General features: G+C 58.2%; 25 protein-coding genes and 1 other annotated feature. All 25 genes read right to left on the bottom strand.

Going from position 1 to position 21,871, the window contains the following annotated elements; translation table 11 throughout:
• Window positions 1–42: 42 nt before the first annotated feature.
• Window positions 43–240, bottom strand: a complete 198-nt coding sequence (rpmC, locus tag G463_RS0107120) for a 50S ribosomal protein L29 (RefSeq protein ID WP_026974615.1) — start codon at window positions 238–240, stop codon at window positions 43–45.
• Window positions 230–664: a 50S ribosomal protein L16 gene (gene rplP, locus G463_RS0107115; protein WP_026974614.1), complete on the bottom strand. Its 435-nt coding sequence runs from the start codon at window positions 662–664 to the stop codon at window positions 230–232. The genes rpmC and rplP overlap by 11 nt, the downstream gene beginning before the upstream one ends.
• A gap of 3 nt (window positions 665–667) precedes the next feature.
• Entirely contained in the window at window positions 668–1,333 is a 666-nt protein-coding gene (gene rpsC, locus G463_RS0107110) for a 30S ribosomal protein S3 (protein WP_026974613.1), read from the bottom strand.
• 15 nt (window positions 1,334–1,348) lie between these two features.
• Window positions 1,349–1,690 carry a 50S ribosomal protein L22 gene (gene rplV / locus G463_RS0107105; RefSeq protein ID WP_026974612.1) on the bottom strand — a complete coding sequence of 114 codons (342 nt, stop codon included), beginning with the start codon at window positions 1,688–1,690 and terminating at the stop codon, window positions 1,349–1,351.
• Window positions 1,691–1,718: 28 nt separating this feature from the next.
• Window positions 1,719–2,000, bottom strand: a complete 282-nt coding sequence (gene rpsS, locus G463_RS0107100) for a 30S ribosomal protein S19 (protein ID WP_026964700.1) — start codon at window positions 1,998–2,000, stop codon at window positions 1,719–1,721.
• A gap of 53 nt (window positions 2,001–2,053) precedes the next feature.
• Window positions 2,054–2,884 carry a 50S ribosomal protein L2 gene (gene rplB / locus G463_RS0107095; protein ID WP_026974611.1) on the bottom strand — a complete coding sequence of 277 codons (831 nt, stop codon included), beginning with the start codon at window positions 2,882–2,884 and terminating at the stop codon, window positions 2,054–2,056.
• 33 nt (window positions 2,885–2,917) lie between these two features.
• Window positions 2,918–3,202 carry a 50S ribosomal protein L23 gene (gene rplW / locus G463_RS0107090; protein WP_026974610.1) on the bottom strand — a complete coding sequence of 95 codons (285 nt, stop codon included), beginning with the start codon at window positions 3,200–3,202 and terminating at the stop codon, window positions 2,918–2,920.
• The gene (rplD, locus tag G463_RS0107085; protein WP_026974609.1) at window positions 3,202–3,822 is read right to left on the bottom strand and encodes a 50S ribosomal protein L4; all 621 of its coding nucleotides are present in this window, start codon (window positions 3,820–3,822) and stop codon (window positions 3,202–3,204) included. Before rplD ends, rplW begins: the two co-directional genes overlap by 1 nt.
• 29 nt (window positions 3,823–3,851) lie before the next feature.
• Window positions 3,852–4,481, bottom strand: a complete 630-nt coding sequence (gene rplC, locus G463_RS0107080) for a 50S ribosomal protein L3 (protein WP_026974608.1) — start codon at window positions 4,479–4,481, stop codon at window positions 3,852–3,854.
• Window positions 4,482–4,554: 73 nt separating this feature from the next.
• Complete coding sequence (rpsJ, locus tag G463_RS0107075; protein ID WP_026974607.1) at window positions 4,555–4,863, bottom strand: 30S ribosomal protein S10; 309 nt, start codon at window positions 4,861–4,863, stop codon at window positions 4,555–4,557.
• A gap of 260 nt (window positions 4,864–5,123) precedes the next feature.
• Window positions 5,124–6,311, bottom strand: coding sequence for an elongation factor Tu (tuf, locus tag G463_RS0107070; protein WP_026974606.1), 1,188 nt, complete (start codon window positions 6,309–6,311; stop codon window positions 5,124–5,126).
• Between the two features lie 20 nt (window positions 6,312–6,331).
• The gene (gene fusA, locus G463_RS0107065) at window positions 6,332–8,407 is read right to left on the bottom strand and encodes an elongation factor G (RefSeq protein ID WP_026974605.1); all 2,076 of its coding nucleotides are present in this window, start codon (window positions 8,405–8,407) and stop codon (window positions 6,332–6,334) included.
• A gap of 30 nt (window positions 8,408–8,437) precedes the next feature.
• Window positions 8,438–8,908 (bottom strand): 30S ribosomal protein S7, encoded by a 471-nt coding sequence (gene rpsG, locus G463_RS0107060; RefSeq protein ID WP_026974604.1) that lies wholly within the window; start codon window positions 8,906–8,908, stop codon window positions 8,438–8,440.
• Window positions 8,909–9,004: 96 nt separating this feature from the next.
• Window positions 9,005–9,421: a 30S ribosomal protein S12 gene (rpsL, locus tag G463_RS0107055; RefSeq protein WP_026974603.1), complete on the bottom strand. Its 417-nt coding sequence runs from the start codon at window positions 9,419–9,421 to the stop codon at window positions 9,005–9,007.
• A gap of 135 nt (window positions 9,422–9,556) precedes the next feature.
• Window positions 9,557–9,808 (bottom strand): ribosomal L7Ae/L30e/S12e/Gadd45 family protein, encoded by a 252-nt coding sequence (locus G463_RS0107050; RefSeq protein ID WP_026974602.1) that lies wholly within the window; start codon window positions 9,806–9,808, stop codon window positions 9,557–9,559.
• 183 nt (window positions 9,809–9,991) lie between these two features.
• A complete protein-coding gene (gene rpoC / locus G463_RS0107045) occupies window positions 9,992–13,615 on the bottom strand; it encodes a DNA-directed RNA polymerase subunit beta' (RefSeq protein ID WP_026974601.1) in 3,624 nt (1,207 codons plus the stop codon).
• A gap of 160 nt (window positions 13,616–13,775) precedes the next feature.
• Window positions 13,776–17,294, bottom strand: coding sequence for a DNA-directed RNA polymerase subunit beta (rpoB, locus tag G463_RS0107040; protein ID WP_425387061.1), 3,519 nt, complete (start codon window positions 17,292–17,294; stop codon window positions 13,776–13,778).
• Between the two features lie 201 nt (window positions 17,295–17,495).
• Window positions 17,496–18,101 (bottom strand): class I SAM-dependent methyltransferase, encoded by a 606-nt coding sequence (locus G463_RS0107035; protein ID WP_026974599.1) that lies wholly within the window; start codon window positions 18,099–18,101, stop codon window positions 17,496–17,498.
• A gap of 99 nt (window positions 18,102–18,200) precedes the next feature.
• Window positions 18,201–18,578: a 50S ribosomal protein L7/L12 gene (rplL, locus tag G463_RS0107030; protein ID WP_026974598.1), complete on the bottom strand. Its 378-nt coding sequence runs from the start codon at window positions 18,576–18,578 to the stop codon at window positions 18,201–18,203.
• A gap of 47 nt (window positions 18,579–18,625) precedes the next feature.
• A complete protein-coding gene (rplJ, locus tag G463_RS0107025) occupies window positions 18,626–19,126 on the bottom strand; it encodes a 50S ribosomal protein L10 (RefSeq protein WP_026974597.1) in 501 nt (166 codons plus the stop codon).
• 43 nt (window positions 19,127–19,169) lie between these two features.
• Window positions 19,170–19,301: a sequence feature (ribosomal protein L10 leader region), on the bottom strand.
• Between the two features lie 53 nt (window positions 19,302–19,354).
• Window positions 19,355–20,059: a 50S ribosomal protein L1 gene (gene rplA / locus G463_RS0107020; protein WP_026974596.1), complete on the bottom strand. Its 705-nt coding sequence runs from the start codon at window positions 20,057–20,059 to the stop codon at window positions 19,355–19,357.
• A gap of 58 nt (window positions 20,060–20,117) precedes the next feature.
• A complete protein-coding gene (gene rplK / locus G463_RS0107015) occupies window positions 20,118–20,546 on the bottom strand; it encodes a 50S ribosomal protein L11 (RefSeq protein WP_026974595.1) in 429 nt (142 codons plus the stop codon).
• Window positions 20,547–20,718: 172 nt separating this feature from the next.
• Window positions 20,719–21,264 carry a transcription termination/antitermination protein NusG gene (gene nusG, locus G463_RS0107010; protein ID WP_026974594.1) on the bottom strand — a complete coding sequence of 182 codons (546 nt, stop codon included), beginning with the start codon at window positions 21,262–21,264 and terminating at the stop codon, window positions 20,719–20,721.
• A gap of 96 nt (window positions 21,265–21,360) precedes the next feature.
• Window positions 21,361–21,588 carry a preprotein translocase subunit SecE gene (gene secE, locus G463_RS0107005; RefSeq protein WP_026974593.1) on the bottom strand — a complete coding sequence of 76 codons (228 nt, stop codon included), beginning with the start codon at window positions 21,586–21,588 and terminating at the stop codon, window positions 21,361–21,363.
• Between the two features lie 65 nt (window positions 21,589–21,653).
• Complete coding sequence (gene rpmG / locus G463_RS0107000) at window positions 21,654–21,803, bottom strand: 50S ribosomal protein L33 (protein ID WP_026974592.1); 150 nt, start codon at window positions 21,801–21,803, stop codon at window positions 21,654–21,656.
• Between the last annotated feature and the right edge of the window lie 68 nt (window positions 21,804–21,871).

The following is a 21,871-nucleotide window of genomic DNA, read 5'->3' as shown; positions in this document are numbered from 1 at the left end:
GAAAAACCTCCTTCCTGACTCACCACGTTCACCTCTTAACGCTCAACCGATGCCCAATTCACGCTGCTTGAGAATCGTTTTCGCCCGCGCAATGTCCTTGCGCACCTGGCGAATCCGCATGGGATTCTCCAACTGACCGGTGGCGAGCTGGAAGCGGAGGTTGAACAACTCGTCTTTCAACTGATCAATGCGGCTTTCGATTTCCTCGGTCGACAGTCCGCGAAGTTCGTTAGCTTTCATCCGCCTCACCACCTACCTCTTCACGAAGAACAAACTTCGTTTTAATCGGCAGCTTGTGTGCAGCAAGGCGCATCGCTTCCCGCGCCACTTCTTCGCTCACACCAGCCAGCTCAAACAAAATCCGCCCCGGCTTGACAACGGCAACCCATTTTTCCGGAGAGCCCTTACCGCTACCCATACGGGTTTCCGCCGGCTTCTGGGTGACCGGTTTGCTCGGGAAAATCTTAATCCAAACCTTACCGCCACGGCGGATGTAACGCGTCATGGCGATACGGGCTGCTTCAATCTGACGGTTGGTAATCCATGCAGGTTCCAACGCCTGCAAGCCATACTGTCCAAAGGTCACTTCATTGCCGCCCTTGGACTGGCCCGTCATGCGTCCGCGATGTTCCTTGCGGTGTTTAACCCGCTTTGGCATCAACATGGTTTACTTTCCTCCTTCCTCGGCACCTTGGCGCGGCCGCTGCGGAAGTACTTCGCCGCGATAAATCCATACCTTCACACCAATGCGGCCATACGTGGTGTGCGCTTCCGCCAACGCGTAGTCGATATCCGCCCGCAGTGTGTGAAGAGGAACCGTCCCTTCGGAATAGCCTTCTGTCCGAGCGATTTCCGCACCGCCCAAGCGTCCGGACACCTGCACGCGAACCCCTTTGGCCCCCGCGCGCATGGTGCGTTGAATCGCCTGCTTCATCGCGCGCCGGAAAGACACGCGGCGTTCCAGCTGCCCTGCGATGTTTTCCGCCACCAACTGCGCCGTCAAATCCGGTGCCTTGATCTCGGATATGGAGATGTGCACCCGCTTCCCGGTCAACGCGTTCAGTTGATTGCGCAGCGCATCCACTTCGGCGCCGCCCTTACCAATGACCATACCCGGCTTCGCGGTGTTGATGATGACATTGATGCGGTTGGCCGCCCGTTCAATATCCACATGCGCAACGGCAGCGTCCTTCAGCCGATTGGCGATGAACTTGCGAATCTGCAGGTCTTCGTGCAGCAGGTCCTGATAGTCCTTTTTGCCAGCGAACCACTTGGACTGCCAGTCCCGAATGATGCCAATCCGCAGACCTACAGGGTTTACTTTTTGACCCATGCCGTTTATCCCTCCTTACTTCTCCGCCACCACGACGGTGATATGACTGGTACGCTTCATGATGCTGTACGCACGACCTTGCGCGCGTGGGTGGAACCGCTTCAGGGTCGGACCCGGATCCACGTAGATTTCCTTAATGAACAGCCGATTCACATCCATGTTGTGGTTGTTCTCGGCATTGGCGATGGCAGATTTCAATACCTTCTCCACCACCGGCGACGCACCACGCGGGGTCAGCTTGAGAATCGCCAACGCTTCCGAAACCCGCTTGCCGCGAATCAGGTCAACGACCAGGCGAACCTTCCGCGGTGCAATGCGAATGTACTTTGCGCGCGCGCGCGTTTGTGTTGCTTCCATGCCACATCCTCCTTTCCATTAGGCGTGATTACCGGGAACGCGAGGACTTCTCGTCGCCAGCGTGCCCCTTGAACGTACGGGTCGGTGCAAACTCTCCGAGCTTGTGGCCCACCATGTCCTCCGTTACATATACCGGCACATGTTTCCGTCCATCGTGAACACCGAACGTGTGACCGACGAACTGCGGGAAAATCGTCGAACGCCGAGACCAAGTCTTGATCACGCGCTTTTCGCCGGACGCGTTCAGCGCCTCGACCTTCTTCATGAGATGGTCATCCACAAACGGGCCTTTCTTCAGCGAACGCCCCATGATACGACCTCCTTCCACCGTGAATCCCCATCAAACACCGTTTCAGACCGCACTTACTTCTTGCGGCGGCGCACAATGTATTTGTCGGATTCCTTGTTCTTCTTCCGGGTCTTCTTACCCAACGTCGGCTTGCCCCACGGGGACATCGGCGACTTGCGACCAACCGGCGCGCGACCTTCGCCACCGCCGTGCGGGTGGTCAACCGGGTTCATGACAACACCGCGAACCGTCGGACGGCGACCCAACCAACGGGATCGGCCAGCCTTACCAATATTCACGTTTTCGTGATCCAGGTTGCCGACCTGTCCGATGGTCGCGCGGCACTCCAAACGCACCAGCCGCATCTCGCCAGAGGATAGGCGAATGTTCGCATACGCGCCTTCTTTCGCCATCAGCTGCGCATACGCGCCGGCAGCACGTGCCAACTGACCGCCCTTGCCCGGCTTCAACTCGATGTTGTGAATTGTGGTACCGACCGGAATGTCAGCCAACGGCAACGCGTTCCCCACGCGAATATCCACGCCGCTGCCGGAAATGACGGTGTCCCCAACCTTGAGGGTATGAGGCGCCAAGATGTACCGTTTTTCGCCGTCCACATAGTGCAGCAGCGCAATCCGCGCGGAACGGTTCGGATCGTATTCAATGGTCGCAACCTTGGCCGGAATTCCGTCCTTGTTGCGCTTGAAGTCAATGATGCGGTATTGCCGCTTGTGCCCACCACCGTGGTGGCGAACCGTGATCTTCCCCTGGTGGTTGCGGCCAGCCCGCTTCGGCAGCGGAGCCAGCAGCGACTTTTCCGGCTGATCCGTCGTGATTTCTTCGAACGTCGAGACGGACATGAAGCGCCGGCCAGGAGAGGTGGGGCGGTATTTTTTAATACCCACCGGGACAACCTCCTTTACCTTGGCAAGTCAGGATTACGAATTAAAGATCTCAATCGGCTTGGAATCCGGCGTCAGTTTGACAATCGCCTTTTTCCGTTCGGACGTGTAGCCAACATGACGGCCGACGCGCTTTTTCTTGCCGGGAACGCGCAGCGTATTGACCGACTCCACCTTCACACCGAACAGTTTCTCAACGGCCTGGCGAATTTCCGTCTTGTTCGACCGCCGGTCCACTTCAAACACGTACTTTCCCTGCTCCATCAGTTCCGTCGAACGCTCCGTGATCACCGGGCGCTTGATGAGGTCACGCGGATCCATTACGCGAACACCTCCTGCACCTTTTGAATCGCAGCCGTCGTCAGGACCAGATGGTCGTGGCGCAGCAAGTCATACACGTTCACACCGTTGGCGTCCGTGTACTTCACATTCGGCAGATTGCGCGCCGACAACGCCGCGCTTTCCTGCTTCTCCGCATCTACAATCAGAGCCTTTTGCAGGTTGAATTTCTTAAGCAACGCAGCCATGTGTTTCGTTTTAATTTCCGGAACCTGCAGATCCTCCAGAACCACCAGGCGACCCGCGTCAACTTTGGAGCTCAGCGCACTGTACAACGCCAGCCGACGCACCTTTTTCGGCAGTTTGTATTTATAGCTGCGCGGCGTGGGACCAAACACCGTGCCACCGCCAACCCACTGCGGAGCCCGTGTGCTGCCCTGACGGGCGCGCCCTGTGCCTTTTTGACGCCACGGCTTGCGGCCGCCGCCGCGGACTTCGGAACGCCCCTTCACCTTGTGGGTGCCCTGCCGCTGCCCAGCCAGATACATCAGAACCACGTCATGCATCAAATCCGGACGAATCGCGGCTCCGAACAGGCGTTCATCCAGCTCGATTTCTCCGACTTGCTCAGCGTTCATGTTGTAAACCGCTACTTTCGGCATGCGTCTGCCTCCTTTCTCTCCATCTTCAATCACTTGCTCTTCTTCACCGCAGACCGAATCGTCACAAACGAGTTCTTCGGCCCTGGCACTGCACCTTTCACCAACAACAGATTGCGATCCGCGTCGACGCGCACAACCTCAAGGTTCTGCACCGTCGTCCGCACGCCGCCCATGCGGCCAGCCATCGTCTGGCCCTTGAACACGCGGTTCGGCGCAATCGCACCGAGCGAACCTACGCCCCGGTGGTACTTCGAACCGTGCGCCATCGGACCACGCGCCTGGTTATGGCGCTTGATGGGACCCGCGTAGCCCTTCCCCTTGGAAGTGCCGATGACGTCCACGATTTCGCCAGCCGCGAACACGTCAGCACCCAGCTGTTGGCCGACTTCGTACTGCGTCAGGTCGACGTCTCTCAATTCGCGCACATAGCGTTTTGCAGCGGTGTTGGCTTTTTGTGCGTGACCCTGTTCCGCCTTGGTGGCCCGGTTCTGCTTCTTGTCGCCGAACCCGAGCTGCACCGCGGTGTAACCGTCGGTCGCCGCATCCTTCTTCTGCAACACAATGCAGGGGCCTGCTTCAATCACGGTCACCGGGATAACCGTCCCGTCTTCCGTGAACACTTGGGTCATACCCAATTTCCGCCCCAGAATGCCTTTCATATGCGCACCTCCTCATACATTCATCACACGTATCACAACTGCGCCGAGCGTGTCACTCTGGGCGCGGCTTCAATCACAGTTTGATTTCAATATCAACGCCGGACGGCAAATCCAAACGCATCAGCGAGTCCACCGTCTGCGGCGTCGGATTGTGGATGTCAATCATGCGCTTGTGTGTACGCATTTCGAACTGTTCGCGGGAATCCTTGTACTTGTGGGGTGCCCGCAAAATGGTGATGATCTGCTTCTCGGTCGGCAGCGGAATCGGCCCGGACACCTGCGCTCCGGAACGCTTCGCCGTGTCCACAATCTTTTCTGCGGACTGATCGAGAATTTGATGATCATACGCCTTCAGCCGGATGCGAATCTTTTGCTTCGCCATATGTTTCCCTCCTTCGTCGCCCAATGTTTGGACATGCTCCGCGAAAATTCCCTCATTGGTGCCCCATATGGCTGAGGACACATGAGCAACCTTTCGCCTCACCGCTGTCAGAGACCAACATTCGAGATTATACTAGACGTTTTCTAAGAAAACAAGTGCGGCGCCCCAACTGGCAGTCATCTCCGCTCGATCACACCAAACAAACAGGGGCAGAGCCAATGCCCTGCCCCTCACCGCATTCAGTTGTTGACGTCTGCGGATTACTTCGTGATGGCGCTGACCACGCCCGCACCGACCGTGCGACCACCTTCGCGAATTGCGAAGCGGGTACCTTCTTCCAACGCAATCGGCGCAATCAATTCCACATCCATCGTGATGTTGTCGCCAGGCATCACCATTTCGGTGCCTTCCGGCAGTTTGACAACGCCCGTCACGTCGGTGGTGCGGAAGTAGAACTGCGGACGGTAGCCGTTGAAGAACGGGGTATGACGACCGCCTTCTTCCTTCGTCAGCACGTACACCTCAGCCTTGAAGGTGGTGTGTGGCTTGATGGAGCCAGGCTTGACCAAAACTTGCCCGCGTTCTACGTCCTTGCGTTCAATACCGCGCAGCAGTGCGCCAATGTTGTCGCCAGCTTGCGCAGAATCGAGCAGCTTGCGGAACATCTCAATACCCGTGGCAACCGTCTTGCGGCTCTCTTCAGCCAGACCGACGATTTCCACTTCGTCGCCAACCTTCAGCGTACCGCGTTCCACACGACCGGTGGCAACGGTACCGCGGCCGGTGATGGTGAACACGTCTTCGACCGGCATCAAGAACGGCTTGTCGGTATCGCGTTCCGGCGTCGGGATGTAGTTGTCGACCGCCTCCATCAGCTCTTCAATCTTCTTGACGTATTCCGGATCCCCTTCGAGCGCCTTCAACGCGGAACCGCGGATGACCGGCACTTCGTCGCCAGGGAATTCGTACTCGTTCAGCAGCTCGCGAACTTCCATCTCAACCAGTTCCAAGAGCTCTTCGTCGTCGACCATGTCGCACTTGTTCAGGAAGACGACCAAGTACGGCACACCGACTTGACGGGACAGAAGGATGTGTTCACGGGTCTGCGGCATCGGGCCGTCAGCCGCGGACACAACCAGGATTGCGCCGTCCATCTGAGCAGCACCGGTGATCATGTTCTTGACATAGTCAGCGTGGCCCGGGCAGTCCACGTGCGCATAGTGACGAGCATCGGTTTCGTACTCGACGTGCGCGGTGTTGATGGTAATACCGCGTTCACGTTCTTCCGGAGCCTTGTCGATTTCGTCGTACTTCTGCGCCTGAGCCTTACCCTTCGCAGCCTGAACAGTGGTGATGGCAGCCGTCAGCGTCGTCTTGCCATGGTCGACGTGACCAATCGTGCCCACGTTTACGTGCGGCTTGCTGCGATCAAACTTAGCTTTTGCCATGAACAATTCACTCCTTGTCCTTATTCGCCCTTATTCTTGGCGATGATGGTTTGGGCAATATTCTTGGGTACTTCTTCATATGAATGGAACACCATCGAGAACGTTCCGCGGCCCTGCGTCCTGGAACGCAAACTCGTGGAGTAACCAAACATCTCAGCCAGTGGCACGTAGCCGCGAATGACCTGCGCGTTCGCGCGCGGCTCCATACCTTCGACGCGGCCTCGGCGAGAGTTGATGTCGCCCATGATGTCGCCCATGTACTCTTCCGGAACCGTGACCTCCACCTTCATGATGGGTTCCAGCAGCACCGGATCCGCCTTGGCAGCGCCTTGCTTCAACGCCATGGAACCGGCGATCTTAAACGCCATTTCCGAGGAGTCGACGTCGTGGTAACTACCGTCAAACAGCGTGACCTTCACGTCGAGCATCGGGTAACCAGCGATGACGCCGTTCTGCATGGCTTCCTGGATGCCTTCGTCGACCGCCGGGATGTATTCCTTCGGAATGGCACCGCCGACAATCTTGTTCTCGAAGACGTAACCCTGCCCGCGTTCGAGCGGCTCCAGGATGATCTTGACGTGGCCGTATTGCCCGCGCCCACCGGACTGCCGCACAAACTTGCCTTCCTGTTCGACCCGCTTGGTGATGGTCTCCTTGTAGGCAACCTGCGGCGCGCCGGTATTGCATTCGACCTTGAACTCGCGCTTCAAGCGGTCGATGATGATCTCCAGGTGAAGCTCACCCATACCGGAGATGATGGTCTGACCCGTCTCCGGATCCGTGAAGGTCCGGAACGTCGGATCTTCTTCCGCCAGCTTGCTCAACGCAACGCCCAGCTTATCTTGGTCCGCTTTGGTCTTGGGCTCGACGGAAATGTCGATAACCGGATCCGGGAATTCCATGGACTCGAGAATGATCACATGCTTCTCGTCGCACAGCGTATCCCCGGTGGTCGTGTCCTTCAAACCGACCGCCGCCGCGATGTCGCCGGCGTACACCGTTTCAATTTCCTCACGGTGATTCGCGTGCATCTGCACGATGCGGCCGACGCGTTCGCGCTTGCCCTTGTTCGAGTTGAGGACGTATGACCCGCTCGACAGCGTGCCCGAGTACACGCGGAAGAAGGACAACTTCCCAACAAACGGATCGGTCATGATTTTGAACGCCAGCGCAGCGAACGGAGCGTCGTCCGAAGACGGGCTCTCCACCGTCTCGCCGTCTGCTGTCACGCCCTTGATGGCCGGAACATCCAGCGGCGACGGCAGATAGTCGACGACCGCGTCCAGCATCGGCTGAACCCCTTTGTTCCGGTAAGACGATCCGCACAGCACCGGGAACAGTTGCACCGAGCACGTCCCCTTGCGCAGCGCGGCCTTGATTTCCTCGACGGTGATTTCTTCACCCTCCAGGTATTTCATCATCAGGTCCTCATCAACTTCCGCACACGCTTCGAGCAGCTTCGCCCGATACTCCTCCGCCAGCTCGCGCATATCCTCTGGGATATCGCGCGCTTCCGATGTCGTACCGAGGTCGTCGGTGTAGATGATGGCCTTCATTTCAACCAGGTCCACCATGCCGACAAAGGTGTCTTCCGCGCCAATCGGCAGTTGAATCGGCACGGCATTGGCACCGAGGCGCTCCCTCATTTGTTGAACCGTGCCGAGGAAGTCTGCGCCGATGATGTCCATCTTGTTGACATACGCAATCCGCGGAACCTTGTACTTATCGGCCTGGCGCCAGACCGTTTCCGACTGTGGTTCCACGCCACCTTTCGCATCAAACACCGCCGACGCGCCGTCCAGGACGCGCAGGGAGCGCTCCACTTCGACCGTGAAATCGACGTGGCCCGGCGTGTCGATGATGTTGATGCGGTGGCCCTTCCACTGAGCGGTGGTTGCAGCAGAGGTAATGGTGATACCCCGTTCCTGCTCCTGCACCATCCAGTCCATCGTCGCTGCACCTTCATGGACTTCGCCAATCTTGTGCACGCGGCCCGTGTAAAAGAGGATGCGCTCCGTCGTGGTCGTCTTACCGGCATCAATGTGCGCGATAATTCCGATGTTACGCGTTTTCTCTAACGGAAACTGACGTGCCAAAAAGCACCCTCCTTCCGGATCCCCGCAGTCCTACCAGCGGTAGTGCGCGAACGCCTTGTTGGCTTCGGCCATCCGGTGTGTATCTTCCTTCTTCTTCACAGCGCCGCCCGTGTTGTTCGCCGCGTCGAGCAGCTCGTTGGCCAGTTTCTGGACCATCGTCTTCTCGCCGCGCAGACGAGCGTAGTTCACCAACCAACGCAGACCGAGTGTGATGCGGCGCTCCGGCCGAACTTCCACCGGCACCTGGTAGTTGGAGCCGCCGACGCGGCGCGCCTTGACTTCCAACACCGGCATCACATTCCGCATCGCTTCTTCGAAGACTTCCATCGGGTCTTTGTTGGTGCGTTGACGGATTTCATCAAACGCGCCGTACACGATTTGTTGCGCCGTGCCGCGCTTACCGTCGAGCATCACCTTGTTAATCAGACGCGTCACCATCTTGTTCCCGTAAATCGGGTCCGGCATCACGTCACGTTTTGGAACAGGACCTTTCCGTGGCAACGAAAATGCCTCCTTTCACACCAAGGTACAGCGCAGGGCGTACCCCGCGCCGTCCGCACGCCATCCGGTTGCACCGGATTTCTCATTGAAACGTGGTCACTTCTTCTTCGGGCGCTTCGCGCCGTACTTGGAGCGACCTTGCATCCGGTCTTTCACACCCGCGGTGTCAAGCGCCCCGCGGACAATGTGATAGCGAACACCCGGCAGGTCCTTGACACGGCCGCCGCGAACGAGCACCACGGAGTGCTCCTGCAGGTTGTGGCCAATCCCCGGGATGTACGCAGTCACCTCGATTTGGTTCGTCAGACGCACACGAGCGTACTTACGCAGCGCGGAGTTCGGCTTTTTCGGCGTCATCGTGCCCACACGCGTGCACACGCCGCGCTTCTGAGGAGACGGAAGGTCCGTCTGATCCTTCAAAAAGCTGTTATATCCCTTTTGCAGTGCCGGAGCCGTCGATTTCTTCTCCACCGCCTTGCGCCCTTTGCGTACAAGCTGATTAATGGTCGGCATCACTGCACCTCCTTCCAACATTTCAAGAACAGCGGATGTCATCAAGTCCACAGAGCCTGGTGGTTCACACTTTGGCATAAAAAGAGTAGACAAACACGGGTTGCCCCGGTTCCTCCGCCGTTCGTCGTTTGACGTTTATTCTTCGATGATGGCAGCCATTGCCGCTCCAACCTCGATGCCACAAGCCTTTCCGAGCTGACGCATGGTGTCCACCCATTCCACCGCAACGCCCTGCTCCCGCGCCAATGCGATCACCGGCGTGGTCACCCGCGACTCCGCGTCCCGCGCAACGTACAGGACCTTCGCCGCAGCTTGCTGGAGCGCCTTTGTGGTTTGATTGGTCCCAATCGTCCGCTTTTTCGCCAGGCGTATGCGATCGAGTGACATCGCAAAAGCCTCCCCCAGAATAAACACCCATGCTCATGGCACACTCAAAGATTCTATCACCCTGTAGAACGGGCTGTCAACTTGAAAGTGTAAAACTTCCGCGGTCCGACCGGCGGCCAAAGCGCGGCCGCCCAGCCGAAGCCGGGCGGCCCTGGCCAACGGTGGATCCCAAGGCAGATGCTTTTATTCGACGGTGACCGCCTCGTCGGAAACCTCGTCGTTGGCGTTTGGCTGCGGATCGTCCTCGCTCGTGATCTCCACGTGGCGATACCGAGACATCCCCGTTCCGGCAGGGATGAGCTTGCCGATGATCACGTTCTCCTTCAGGCCGAGCAGGCGGTCCACCTTGCCCTTGATGGCGGCCTCCGTGAGCACGCGGGTGGTCTCCTGGAAGGACGCGGCCGACAGGAACGAGTCGGTTTCCAGCGACGCTTTCGTGATACCGAGCAGCGCCGGACGGGCCACGGCTGGTTCCTTGCCTTCCAGCAGGACCTTGCGGTTGGCCTCTTCATAATCGAACAGGTCCGCATAGGTTCCGGGCAGCAGGTCGGTGTCGCCGGCATCGAGCACGCGCACCTTGCGCAGCATCTGGCGCACCATGACCTCCACGTGCTTGTCGTTGATGTCCACGCCTTGCAGCCGGTAGACGCGCTGCACTTCGCGCAGCAGGTAGTTCTGCACGCCCTGCAGGCCTTTGACCCGGAGCATCTCCTTCGGGTCCACCGAGCCTTCCGTCAGTTCGTCGCCCGCCTCCACCCGCTGGTTCAGGCTGACACGAACGCGCGATCCGTACGGAATGGCGTACACCTTCGTCTCCGATTCGCCGGTGACTTCGATTTCCCGCTTGTCCTTGGTTTCGCGAATTTCGCTGATGACACCGTCGAATTCCGCGATGACGGCCTGACCCTTCGGGTTGCGCGCCTCGAACAGCTCTTGGATACGCGGCAAACCTTGGGTGATGTCGTCGCCGGCGACGCCGCCGGTGTGGAACGTGCGCATCGTCAACTGCGTACCCGGCTCACCGATGGACTGAGCGGCAATGATACCGACTGCTTCGCCGATTTCCACCATCTTGCCCGTCGCAAGGTTCTTGCCGTAGCACTTCACGCAGACGCCGTGGCGCGTGCGGCAGGTGAGCACGGAGCGGATGTACACTTCCTTGATGCCCGCTTCCACGATACGTGTTGCGGTCGCCGCGTCAATCAACTCGTTCTTGGACACCAGTTTTTCGCCCGTCTCCGGATGGTACACATCCTGGAACGCCACGCGGCCCTCCAGGCGATCATACAGATCTTCGATGACCTCTCGACCATCCCGGATCTCCGCCACGCGCAGCCCTTTGTCGGTGCCGCAGTCAATCTGGCGTACAATCGTGTCCTGCGCCACGTCGACCAACCGTCGGGTGAGGTATCCAGAGTCCGCCGTCCGCAGCGCCGTGTCCGCCAAGCCCTTCCGGGCCCCGTGGGTGGAAATGAAGTACTCCAACACCGACAGACCCTCACGGAAGTTGGACTTAATGGGCATCTGAATGATCTCGCCGGACGGGTTCGCCATCAATCCGCGCATACCAGCCAGCTGCGTGATCTGCGAATTGCTCCCGCGGGCACCGGAGGTGGCCATCATGTAAATCGGGTTCAACTCGTCCATGCTTTCCATCAACGTCTCGGACAGGCGTTCCTTCGCCTCGCTCCAGATTTGACTGAACGAGACGTACTTCTCTTCGTCCGTGATCAGGCCTCGGCGGTACTGTTGGACCAATTTCCGATCTTTGGCCTCCGCCTCGGCGATGATGGTCGCCTTTTGCTCCGGCACAACAATGTCTGCGACGGAGATGGTGATGCCCGCCTGCGCGGAGTAATGGAACCCGAGCCGCTTGACGCGGTCGAGGATTTCCGACGTCATGGTGGTGCCATATCTCCGGAAGCACTCGGCCAGAATATTTCCCAGGTCCTTCTTGATGATGGCCTTCGGAATCGGGCGCTGCTGAATGCGCTCCCGCAGATTGACACCCTTCTCAAACACAAACGTCTCGTCCGGCGTGCCAACCAACAGGTTCTGCTTGCTGCCGCTGTGCAGGTACGGGAAGTCCTTCGGGAAAATTTCGTTCACAATCAGCTTCCCGGCCGTCGTGATCAGCATGGCATCCTGCTGCGCCGCTGTGAACGACGTCTTCCCGAGAGAACGAGCCGGCAAAGCGACCCGGGCGTGAACGTCAATCAGCCCCTGCTGATAGGCGTACAACACCTCGTCCGGATCGGCATAGACGTTGCCTTCGCCCTTCGCTCCCGGAATTTCGATGGTCAGATAGTACGGCCCAAGGACCATGTCCTGGGTCGGCGTGACCACGGGCTTGCCATCTTTCGGGTTGAGAATGTTGTGTGCCGCCAACATCAACAAACGCGCCTCAGCCTGCGCTTCCGCGGAGAGCGGAACGTGCACGGCCATTTGGTCCCCGTCGAAGTCCGCGTTATAGGCGGTGCACACCAACGGGTGCAGTTTGATGGCGCGGCCCTCCACCAACACCGGTTCAAACGCCTGAATACCCAGACGGTGCAGCGTGGGGGCGCGATTGAGCAGAACCGGGTGTTCCTTGATGACATCCTCCACCACGTCCCACACTTCCGGCGACACACGCTCCACTTTCCGCTTCGCGCTCTTGATGTTATGCGCCAATCCGCGGGCCACCAATTCCTTCATAACAAACGGCTTGAACAGCTCCAGCGCCATTTCCTTCGGCAGACCGCACTGGTACATGCGCAGTTCCGGTCCCACCACGATGACGGAACGGCCGGAGTAGTCCACGCGCTTACCGAGCAGGTTCTGACGGAACCGCCCCTGTTTCCCCTTCAGCATGTGCGACAGGGATTTCAACGGGCGGTTGCCGGGGCCGGTGACCGGACGTCCACGACGACCGTTGTCAATCAGGGCGTCGACCGCCTCCTGAAGCATGCGCTTCTCGTTCTGCACAATGATGTCGGGCGCGCCCAGATCCAACAACCGCTTCAGGCGGTTGTTTCGGTTAATCACCCGCCGATACAGGTCATTCAGGTCGGACGTTGCGAACCGTCCACCGTCCAACTGCACCATCGGCCGCAGGTCGGGCGGAATCACCGGCAGGGCCTCGAGAATCATCCAGCTCGGCTCATTGCCGGACGTCCGGAACGCTTCGAGGACCTCCAGCCGCTTGATGGCGCGGTTCCGCCGCTGCCCCTGCGCGGTCCGCAGTTCTTCCTTCAGGAGCTCGACCTCTTTGTCCAGGTCGATATCCACCAGCAGCTTCTTGATGGCTTCCGCGCCCATGCCGGCTTCGAACGCGTATCCGTATTTCTCGCGGTAGGAGCGGTACTCCTTTTCGCTGAGCAATTGCTTTTTCTCCAGCGGCGTATCCCCCGGGTCCGTCACAACATAGGAAGCGAAGTAAATCACTTCTTCCAGGGCCCGCGGGGACATATCCAGGACGAGACCCATACGGCTCGGGATGCCCTTGAAGTACCAGATATGCGAAACGGGCGCGGCCAGTTCAATGTGCCCCATCCGTTCGCGACGCACCTTCGCGCGCGTCACCTCAACGCCGCAGCGATCACAGACAACACCCTTGTACCGCACGCGCTTGTATTTGCCGCAATGACACTCCCAGTCGCGTTGAGGACCAAAAATGCGTTCACAGAACAGGCCCTCTTTTTCCGGGCGAAGGGTTCGGTAGTTGATGGTCTCCGGCTTTTTGACTTCACCATGCGACCAGGAGCGAATCTTCTCCGGTGAAGCGAGCCCAATTTTCATGAACTCAAAGTTGTTAACGTCCAGCAAGGGGCACCCTCCCTTTCATCACTGCAGGCATGCCGCCCGCACCCCTTGGGCCGGCGGCATCCCCTGACGGAATCCTGATGCGAGACACGCGCGTCCAACCTGCGCTATCGCTTTGCCACAGGCCGACCGTGGTGCAGGATCATGCGTCCTTCACGCGGCGTTACTCTCCCACCTCGTGGGCTTCCAGATTGAGGTTCAGCTTCTCTCCCGCGTCCTCGTCTTCATCCATCTCCCGCATGATGATCTCTTGCTCATCTTCACTGAGAATCTTGACGTCCATGCCCAGGCTTTGAAGCTCTTTAATCAACACCTTGAACGACTCCGGCACGCCGGGTTCAGGCACGTTCTCGCCCTTGACAATGGCTTCGTACGTCTTCACGCGGCCCACCACATCGTCCGACTTGACGGTGAGGATCTCCTGCAGTGTGTATGCCGCGCCGTATGCCTCGAGCGCCCACACTTCCATTTCACCGAAGCGTTGCCCACCGAATTGCGCTTTACCGCCGAGCGGTTGCTGCGTAACCAGCGAGTACGGACCGGTGGAGCGAGCGTGAATTTTATCGTCAACCAGGTGATGCAGTTTCAACATGTACACATATCCGACGGTGACCCGGTTGTCGAACGGTTCACCCGTCCGCCCGTCGTACAGCACCTGTTTTCCGTCCCGCGGAAACCCCGCTTCCTCCAGTGTGTCGAACACGTCTTCCGCATGCGCCCCGTCGAACACCGGCGTCGCAATGCGAATTCCGAGCGCCTTGGCGGCCATGCCCAGGTGGGTTTCCAACACCTGCCCGATATTCATGCGGGAAGGCACGCCCAACGGATTCAACACAATTTGGACGGGCGTTCCATCGGCCAGGAACGGCATATCCTCTTCCGGCAGAATCCGCGCCACCACACCTTTGTTTCCGTGGCGGCCCGCCATCTTGTCACCTTCGGAAATCTTCCGTTTCTGCGCAATGTAGACGCGTACGAGTTGGTTCACACCCGCCGGCAGCTCGTCTCCATTCTCCCGGGTGAACACCTTCACGTCCACCACGATGCCCGCGCCGCCGTGCGGCACCCGCAGCGACGTGTCGCGCACTTCGCGGGCCTTTTCGCCAAAGATGGCATGCAGCAACCGTTCTTCAGCGGTCAGCTCGGTCACGCCCTTCGGCGTCACCTTGCCCACCAGAATGTCGCCCGCCTGGATCTCGGCCCCAATCCGGATAATGCCGCGTTCGTCGAGGTTGCGCAGCGCGTCCTCGCCCACGTTGGGAATATCGCGAGTGATTTCTTCCGGCCCGAGCTTCGTATCCCGCGCCTCCAACTCATATTCCTCAATGTGAATGGAGGTGTAGATGTCCTCTTTCACCACCTTCTCGGATAGAAGGATGGCGTCTTCGTAGTTGTACCCTTCCCATGTCATGAACGCGACCAGCACGTTGCGTCCGAGCGCCAGTTCGCCCTGGTCCGTTGCCGGCCCGTCGGCGATGATGTCGCCCGCCTTGACCTCCTGTCCCTCGGACACAATCGGGCGCTGGTTGATGCACGTGTTTTGGTTGGAGCGCGTAAACTTCAGCAGGTGATATTTATCCAAATCGCCCAAGACCACTTTGCCGTCCACTTCATGCTTGGCGCGCACCCAAATCTCACGAGCGGTGACGCGTTCCACCACACCGTCGCGTTTCGCCACCACGCAAACCCCGGAATCCTTGGCCGCCTGGTGTTCCATGCCCGTGCCCACATAAGGAGCGTCCGGAACCAGCAACGGCACGGCCTGGCGCTGCATGTTCGAACCCATCAGCGCGCGGTTGGCGTCGTCGTTTTCGAGGAATGGAATCAGCGCCGTCGCCACCGAGACGACCTGCTTCGGCGACACATCCATGTAGTCAATCCGCTCCCGCGGCACGGACAGAATGTCGCCGCGATACCGCGCCACAACTTCCTGCTCCGCAAAGAAGTTGTCCTCGGTCAACTTTGCGTTCGCCTGTGCCACGATGTAGTTTTCCTCTTCGTCGGCGGTCAGGTAATCGATTTGATCCGTCACTTCACCCGTGTCCGGATTCACCCGGCGATACGGTGTTTCAATAAACCCGTATTCGTTGATCCGCGCGTACGTGGACAGCGAGTTGATGAGCCCGATGTTCGGACCTTCCGGCGTTTCAATCGGACACATCCGCCCATAGTGCGAATAGTGCACGTCGCGGACTTCGAAACCGGCGCGTTCCCTGGTCAAGCCGCCAGGCCCAAGCGCGGACAGACGCCGCTTGTGCGTCAACTCCGCCAGCGGGTTGGTCTGATCCATGAACTGGGACAGCTGGCTCGATCCGAAAAACTCTTTGATGGCCGCAATCACCGGACGAATGTTGATGAGCGCCTGCGGCGTGATGGCACTGGCATCCTGAATCGACATCCGCTCGCGGACCACCCGCTCCATCCGCGACAGCCCGATGCGGAATTGGTTCTGCAGGAGTTCCCCGACCGAACGCAGACGCCGGTTGCCCAAATGGTCGATATCGTCCGTCGTACCGACCCCGTGCAGCAAGTTGAAGAAATAACTCACTGCCGCCAGAATGTCAGCAGGCAGGATATGCTTCACGTTGCGTGGAATAGATCCATTGCCGATGACATGGATGACCTTCCCGTCCTCCACCGGGCTGAAGATCTTCACCATTTGCAGGCGAATCGCCTCGTCTTCGGTCAATTCCGGCGTAGCCTTCAGCTCCAGACGGCCGACGTTGCGTTCCAACGCCGGGATGATTTTGTCCAACAGACGGCGGTCGATGACCTGCCCCGCCTCCGCGATGATTTCACCGGAGTCCAGGTCCACCAGCGTCTCGGCCAACCGCTGATTCAACAGGCGGTTCTTGATGTGCAGCTTCTTGTTGATCTTATAGCGGCCGACACTGGCGAGATCGTAGCGTTTTGGATCAAAGAAACGCGACGCCAACAGCGCCCGAGCGTTCTCCAACGTTGGCGGTTCACCGGGACGTAACCGCTCGTAAATCTCCACCAGGGCGCGTTCCGTGGAGTCGGTTGTGTCTTTGTCCAACGTATTGCGCAGGTACTCATCCTCACCGAGCAAATTGATAATCTCCGCATCGGTGCTGAGGCCCAACGCACGCAAAAGAACCGTGATGGGGAGTTTGCGCGTCCGATCTATGCGAACGTACACCACATCCTTGGCGTCGGTTTCAAACTCCAACCAAGCTCCACGGTTCGGAATGACTGTGGCGGCGAAGGTACGCTTGCCATTCTTGTCAATCTTGCTGTTATAATACACACTTGGCGAACGGACCAATTGGCTGACAATGACGCGTTCCGCTCCATTGATCACAAATGTACCCGTTTCGGTCATGAGCGGGAAGTCTCCCATGAACACTTCCTGTTCCTTGACCTCGCCCGTCTCCTTGTTGATCAGACGAACTTTCACACGAAGCGGCGCCGCATATGTAACGTCGCGCTCTTTGCACTCCTCCACGTCGTACTTCGGTTCTCCCAAGCTGTAGTCAATGAACTCCAGCACGAGGTTCCCAGTGAAGTCCTGAATGGGAGAAATGTCTGCAAACATCTCTCGCAGCCCTTCGCGAAGGAACCATTCGTAGGACTTCTGCTGGATTTCAATGAGGTTGGGCAGATCCAGCACTTCGCGGATGCGCGAATAGGAGCGCCGTTCACGCCACCCGTACTTGACCATGTGTCCCTGCAAATACGTCACCCCTCATGTGAAGTTGAAATGTCTATAGGATCAAACAAAAAAGAAATGAGGCCGCAGCGGAACCACATTTTCAGAAAACGCAGTACTATTCACCTATCGCCAAAGTGGAGGATTTTTATTCATTCCTTCACCTACAAATGAGTTTGCATTGAATAACTTTATCAAAGGGCTTCAAGACTGTCAAGGGCGCAATTTATCGGCGCGAAAAATGTGATAGCCTGATGCGCGCTCCACCAGGGTGACGTCCGAAAACAGTTCTTCCAACTTCCGCTGCGCTGTCGGCGCCCCCTGCTTCTTCTGAATGACAATCCACAGACTCCCACCGTCCACCAAATGCGCCTTCGCTTCCTCAAACAATCTGTATACTACGGCTTTCCCCGCCCGGATGGGGGGATTCAGCAACACCGCATCGACCATCAGCCCAGGCAGTTCCGCGAATCCGTCGCTCTGCACCACCAAACGCCGATCCCCCAGATGCCGCGTATTCTGCTCCGCCAGTTCAATCGCGCGGGCATTCACATCCACCAATGTCCAGTGTGTCTCTGGATACACGCGGCCGAGCACCGCCGCCACCACGCCATAGCCGCAGCCGAGGTCCACAACCTCCCTCGCCGCATCCAGATCCACAGTTTCCAACAACAGCCGGGTCCCGAAATCCAACCCCCGGCGGCTGAACACGCCCGCGTCCGTGTGCAGCGTCAGCGACACACCGCGCACCCGTACAGAAATCTGTCCCGGGCGCCGGTCTGAACTCGGGTTTGTGGAATAGTAGTGGTTCCCATCCATGCCAATCCCTCATTTCTGATGAACGGTCAAGTCGGCGGGCTCTGCGCCGATACAGAAAAGGCACCCTTCCGCAGGGTGCCCAATGGTGTGGAAGCTTGATTACTTGATTTCGACGGTCGCGCCAGCTTCTTCGAGCTTCGCCTTGATGCTTTCCGCCTCTTCCTTCGCAACCTTCTCCTTCAACGGCTTCGGCGCGCCATCGACCAATTCCTTGGCTTCCTTCAGGCCGAGACCGGTGATCTCGCGGACAACCTTGATGACATTGATCTTGGACGCGCCCGCGTTCGCCAGAATGACGTCGAATTCGGTCTGCTCATCCGCAGTGTCGCCGCCTGCTGCAGCGCCGCCAACCACAGCCACCGGAGCAGCCGCCGTTACGCCGAATTCCTCTTCAATGGCCTTGACCAGGTCGTTCAGTTCCAAAACAGACATGCCTTTGATGGTTTCCAGAATGCCTGCAACTTTTTCGTTTGCCATTATCAACGCCTCCTATGATGTTCGTTCCAAAGTTTCAAACCGCAATCTCACTCGGTGGCGGCACCTTCCTGCTTTTCTGCAACCTGCTTGACCGCGTAGGCAAAATTCCGCATCGGCCCCTGCAGGACGCTGAGCAGCATGGACAGCAGCCCTTCGCGGGACGGCAGGCTGGCGAGGCTCTCCACTTCCTTCGCCGTCACAACCCGACCTTCCACAATACCGCCCTTCAGTTCGAGCGCCTTATGCTTCTTGGCAAAGTCGAACAGAACCTTCGCCGGAGCCACCACATCGTCAAATCCAAACGCAATGGCGGACGGACCTGTGAGGTATTGATCAATGCCTTCCACATTCGCTTCCGCTGCAGCGCGGCGGGTCAGCGTGTTCTTGTACACGTGGTACTCGATGCCTGCCTCGCGCAACTGCTTGCGGAGTTCAGTGACTTCGGCCACCGTCAGACCGCGATAGTCAGTGACGATGGTGGCCTTGCTTCGCGTCAGTCGATCCGCAATTTCCCGGACCAGTTGTTGCTTTTCCTCGCGAACTGCCATGCCTGTGGACGCACCTCCCGTTTTCCATTCTCTTCGGATGAACCTTCCCGATAAAAATGTCGCGCCACTCCAACCGGAGGGCGCGACATATCCATCTATCGTCGCGAACCTCGGTAGGCGGTCTCCCATTATCCATCGCTGGACCTACTGTCTCTGGTTCATCCTTATCTATGCAATACCGTTATCCTAACGGACTGCACAGCTGTCGTCAAGTTCCATAATCAAGGATTACTCCGCAATCGCACTCACACGCAACGGGTTCACCTTGATGCCAGGGCCCATCGTTGTGGAAATGCTCACATTCCGGAAGAACGTCCCCTTGGCTGCAGCCGGCTTCGCCTTCTGCAACGCATCTATCAGCGTGCGGAAGTTCTCCAGCAACTGCTCGGCTTCAAACGAAGCCTTGCCAATCGGTGCGTGGACATTCCCTTGCCGATCCACGCGATACTCAATCTTACCGGCTTTGATTTCCGACACTGCGCGCGCCACCTCGAAGGTGACCGTGCCGGTTTTCGGGTTTGGCATCAGGCCCTTCGGACCCAACACCCGACCAAGGCGCCCCACAGCGCCCATCATGTCCGGCGTTGCGACGACCACGTCAAAATCAAACCATCCCTGCGAAATCTTTTGAATGTAGTCGTCATCGCCGACATAATCGGCACCAGCCGCTTCCGCTTCCTTTGCCTTCTCGCCTTTTGCGAAAACCAGGACGCGTGCCGTCTTCCCCGTTCCGTGCGGCAGGACCACCGCACCGCGGATCTGTTGGTCTTGCTTTTTCGGGTCAACGCCCAAACGGACGGCGACCTCGACGGTCTCATCGAACTTCGCAGACGCCGTCTGCTTTACGAGGGCCATGGCTTCGGCGGGATCGTAGATTTTGTTCTTGTCCACCAGCTTCTCCGCCGCCGCCCGGCGCTTAGAAATACGAGCCATTCTTTCCACCTCCATGTGGTTGAGCGGCACGAGGCCTCCCACGCCTGACGCTGCCGCGTCAGTCTTCAATCAGAATACCCATACTCCGGGCGGTGCCTTCGACCATCCGCATCGCTGCTTCCACGGTCGCCGCGTTCAGGTCTGCCATCTTCTGTTCCGCGATTTCGCGCACTTTGGCGCGCTTCACGGTCGCAACCTTCTTCTTGTTCGGCTCGGACGAACCGGACTCAATCCCGGCAGCCTTCTTCAGCAATACCGCAGCCGGCGGCGTCTTCAGGTCAAAGGTGTAGGACCTGTCCTCGTAAACGTACAGCACAACAGGAATTACGAGGCCGACCTGATCTGCCGTGCGCGCGTTGAATTCCTTACAAAAACCCATGATGTTACCGACTTGCGCTTGACCGAGAGCCGGACCGACCGGCGGCGCTGGGGTGGCCTTCCCTGCAGGAATCTGCAGTTTGACAACCTTGATAATCTTCTTCGGCAACACGTCCACCTCCCTGCCACGTAACGTGGTTATTTCGGGCATTCGCCCTCCCACTCGCCGTTCGCCGCGACCATCTCGCGACCAACGACAGCACTGCTATATGGACGCCCAACGGGCGTCACAGAAAATAGGCGAAAGCAGTCTGCTCCCCCTATGATCTGCCGCATTCAAGCTATGACAGCTTCTCGACCTGTGAGAAGTCGACTTCCAGGGGTGTCTCGCGGCCAAACATGGAAACCAACACGCGCAGTTTCTGCTGGTCCGCGTGAATCTCCTCAACATTGCCAACCATATCCGCGAACGGACCCTCCACAATGCGCACAACTTCCCCAACCTCGTAGTCGACTCGCGTCCGCACTTCCTCTTTGCCGGTAGACCGCAGAATGTCGCGAACCTCGTTCGGCAGCAGAGGAACCGGTTTGGAGCCACCGCCAGCGGACCCCACAAACCCCGTTACACCGGGCGTATTGCGCACGACGTACCAAGAGTCGTCGGTCATAATCATTTCCACGAGGACGTATCCGGGAAACACCTTGCGCTGAACGACCTTTTTCTTGCCGTTCTTGACCTCCAACTCTTCCTCGGTTGGTACGAGCACACGGAAGATCTTGTCCTCCATGCCCATGGTCTGAACGCGGCTTTCCAGATTGTTTTTGACCTTGTTCTCATAACCGGAGTACGTGTGAATCACATACCACTGTTTCTCAAGGTTATCCATGTTGAGGGCGGAATGCCCCGCACCCCCCGACTTCAACTTTGCGCCGGCCGCACAGAGACCGCATTTCAGTAAACGGTATTCCCCGTTTGACCGAGCCTAAATCAACCCAATCAAAGACAGCAGTTTCGCGACGCCCAAGTCAAACGCCCAGACCAGCAGCCCCATGACAAAGCACACGAGCAAGGCAGCGGTCGTCAGATTCACGACCTCTTTGCGCCCCGGCCAACGCACGCGGCGCAGTTCGTGATACGTTTCCACAAAAAAGGCCGCGATGCCCGCGCGCTTCCCCTTGCGTTCAACGACTTTTTCGTTCGGCTTTGCCATGACTCCTACCTCACTTCTCCTACCCTGAGCGCTCGTCGCGAGACACAGGCAACGGCGCCTCGCGTTCAGCGGGTTTCACGATGAACCGTATGGCTGTTGCAGTAACGGCAGAACTTCTTCAGTTCAATCCGGTCCGGATCGTTCTTCTTGTTCTTCGTCGTGGTATAGTTCCGCTGTTTGCAGTCCGTGCAAGCAAGGGTAATAATGACGCGCATCAGGCACACCTCCCTCAAAAGGGCAACATCATAAATAAAAGGGGTTCGACCCCCATACACTTTTTTAA

The sequence above is a fragment of the Alicyclobacillus contaminans DSM 17975 genome (assembly GCF_000429525.1).
Taxonomy (GTDB): domain Bacteria; phylum Bacillota; class Bacilli; order Alicyclobacillales; family Alicyclobacillaceae; genus Alicyclobacillus_A; species Alicyclobacillus_A contaminans.
Note: the sequence above shows the minus strand (reverse complement) of the source record. Positions and strands in the feature narration are given on the sequence as shown.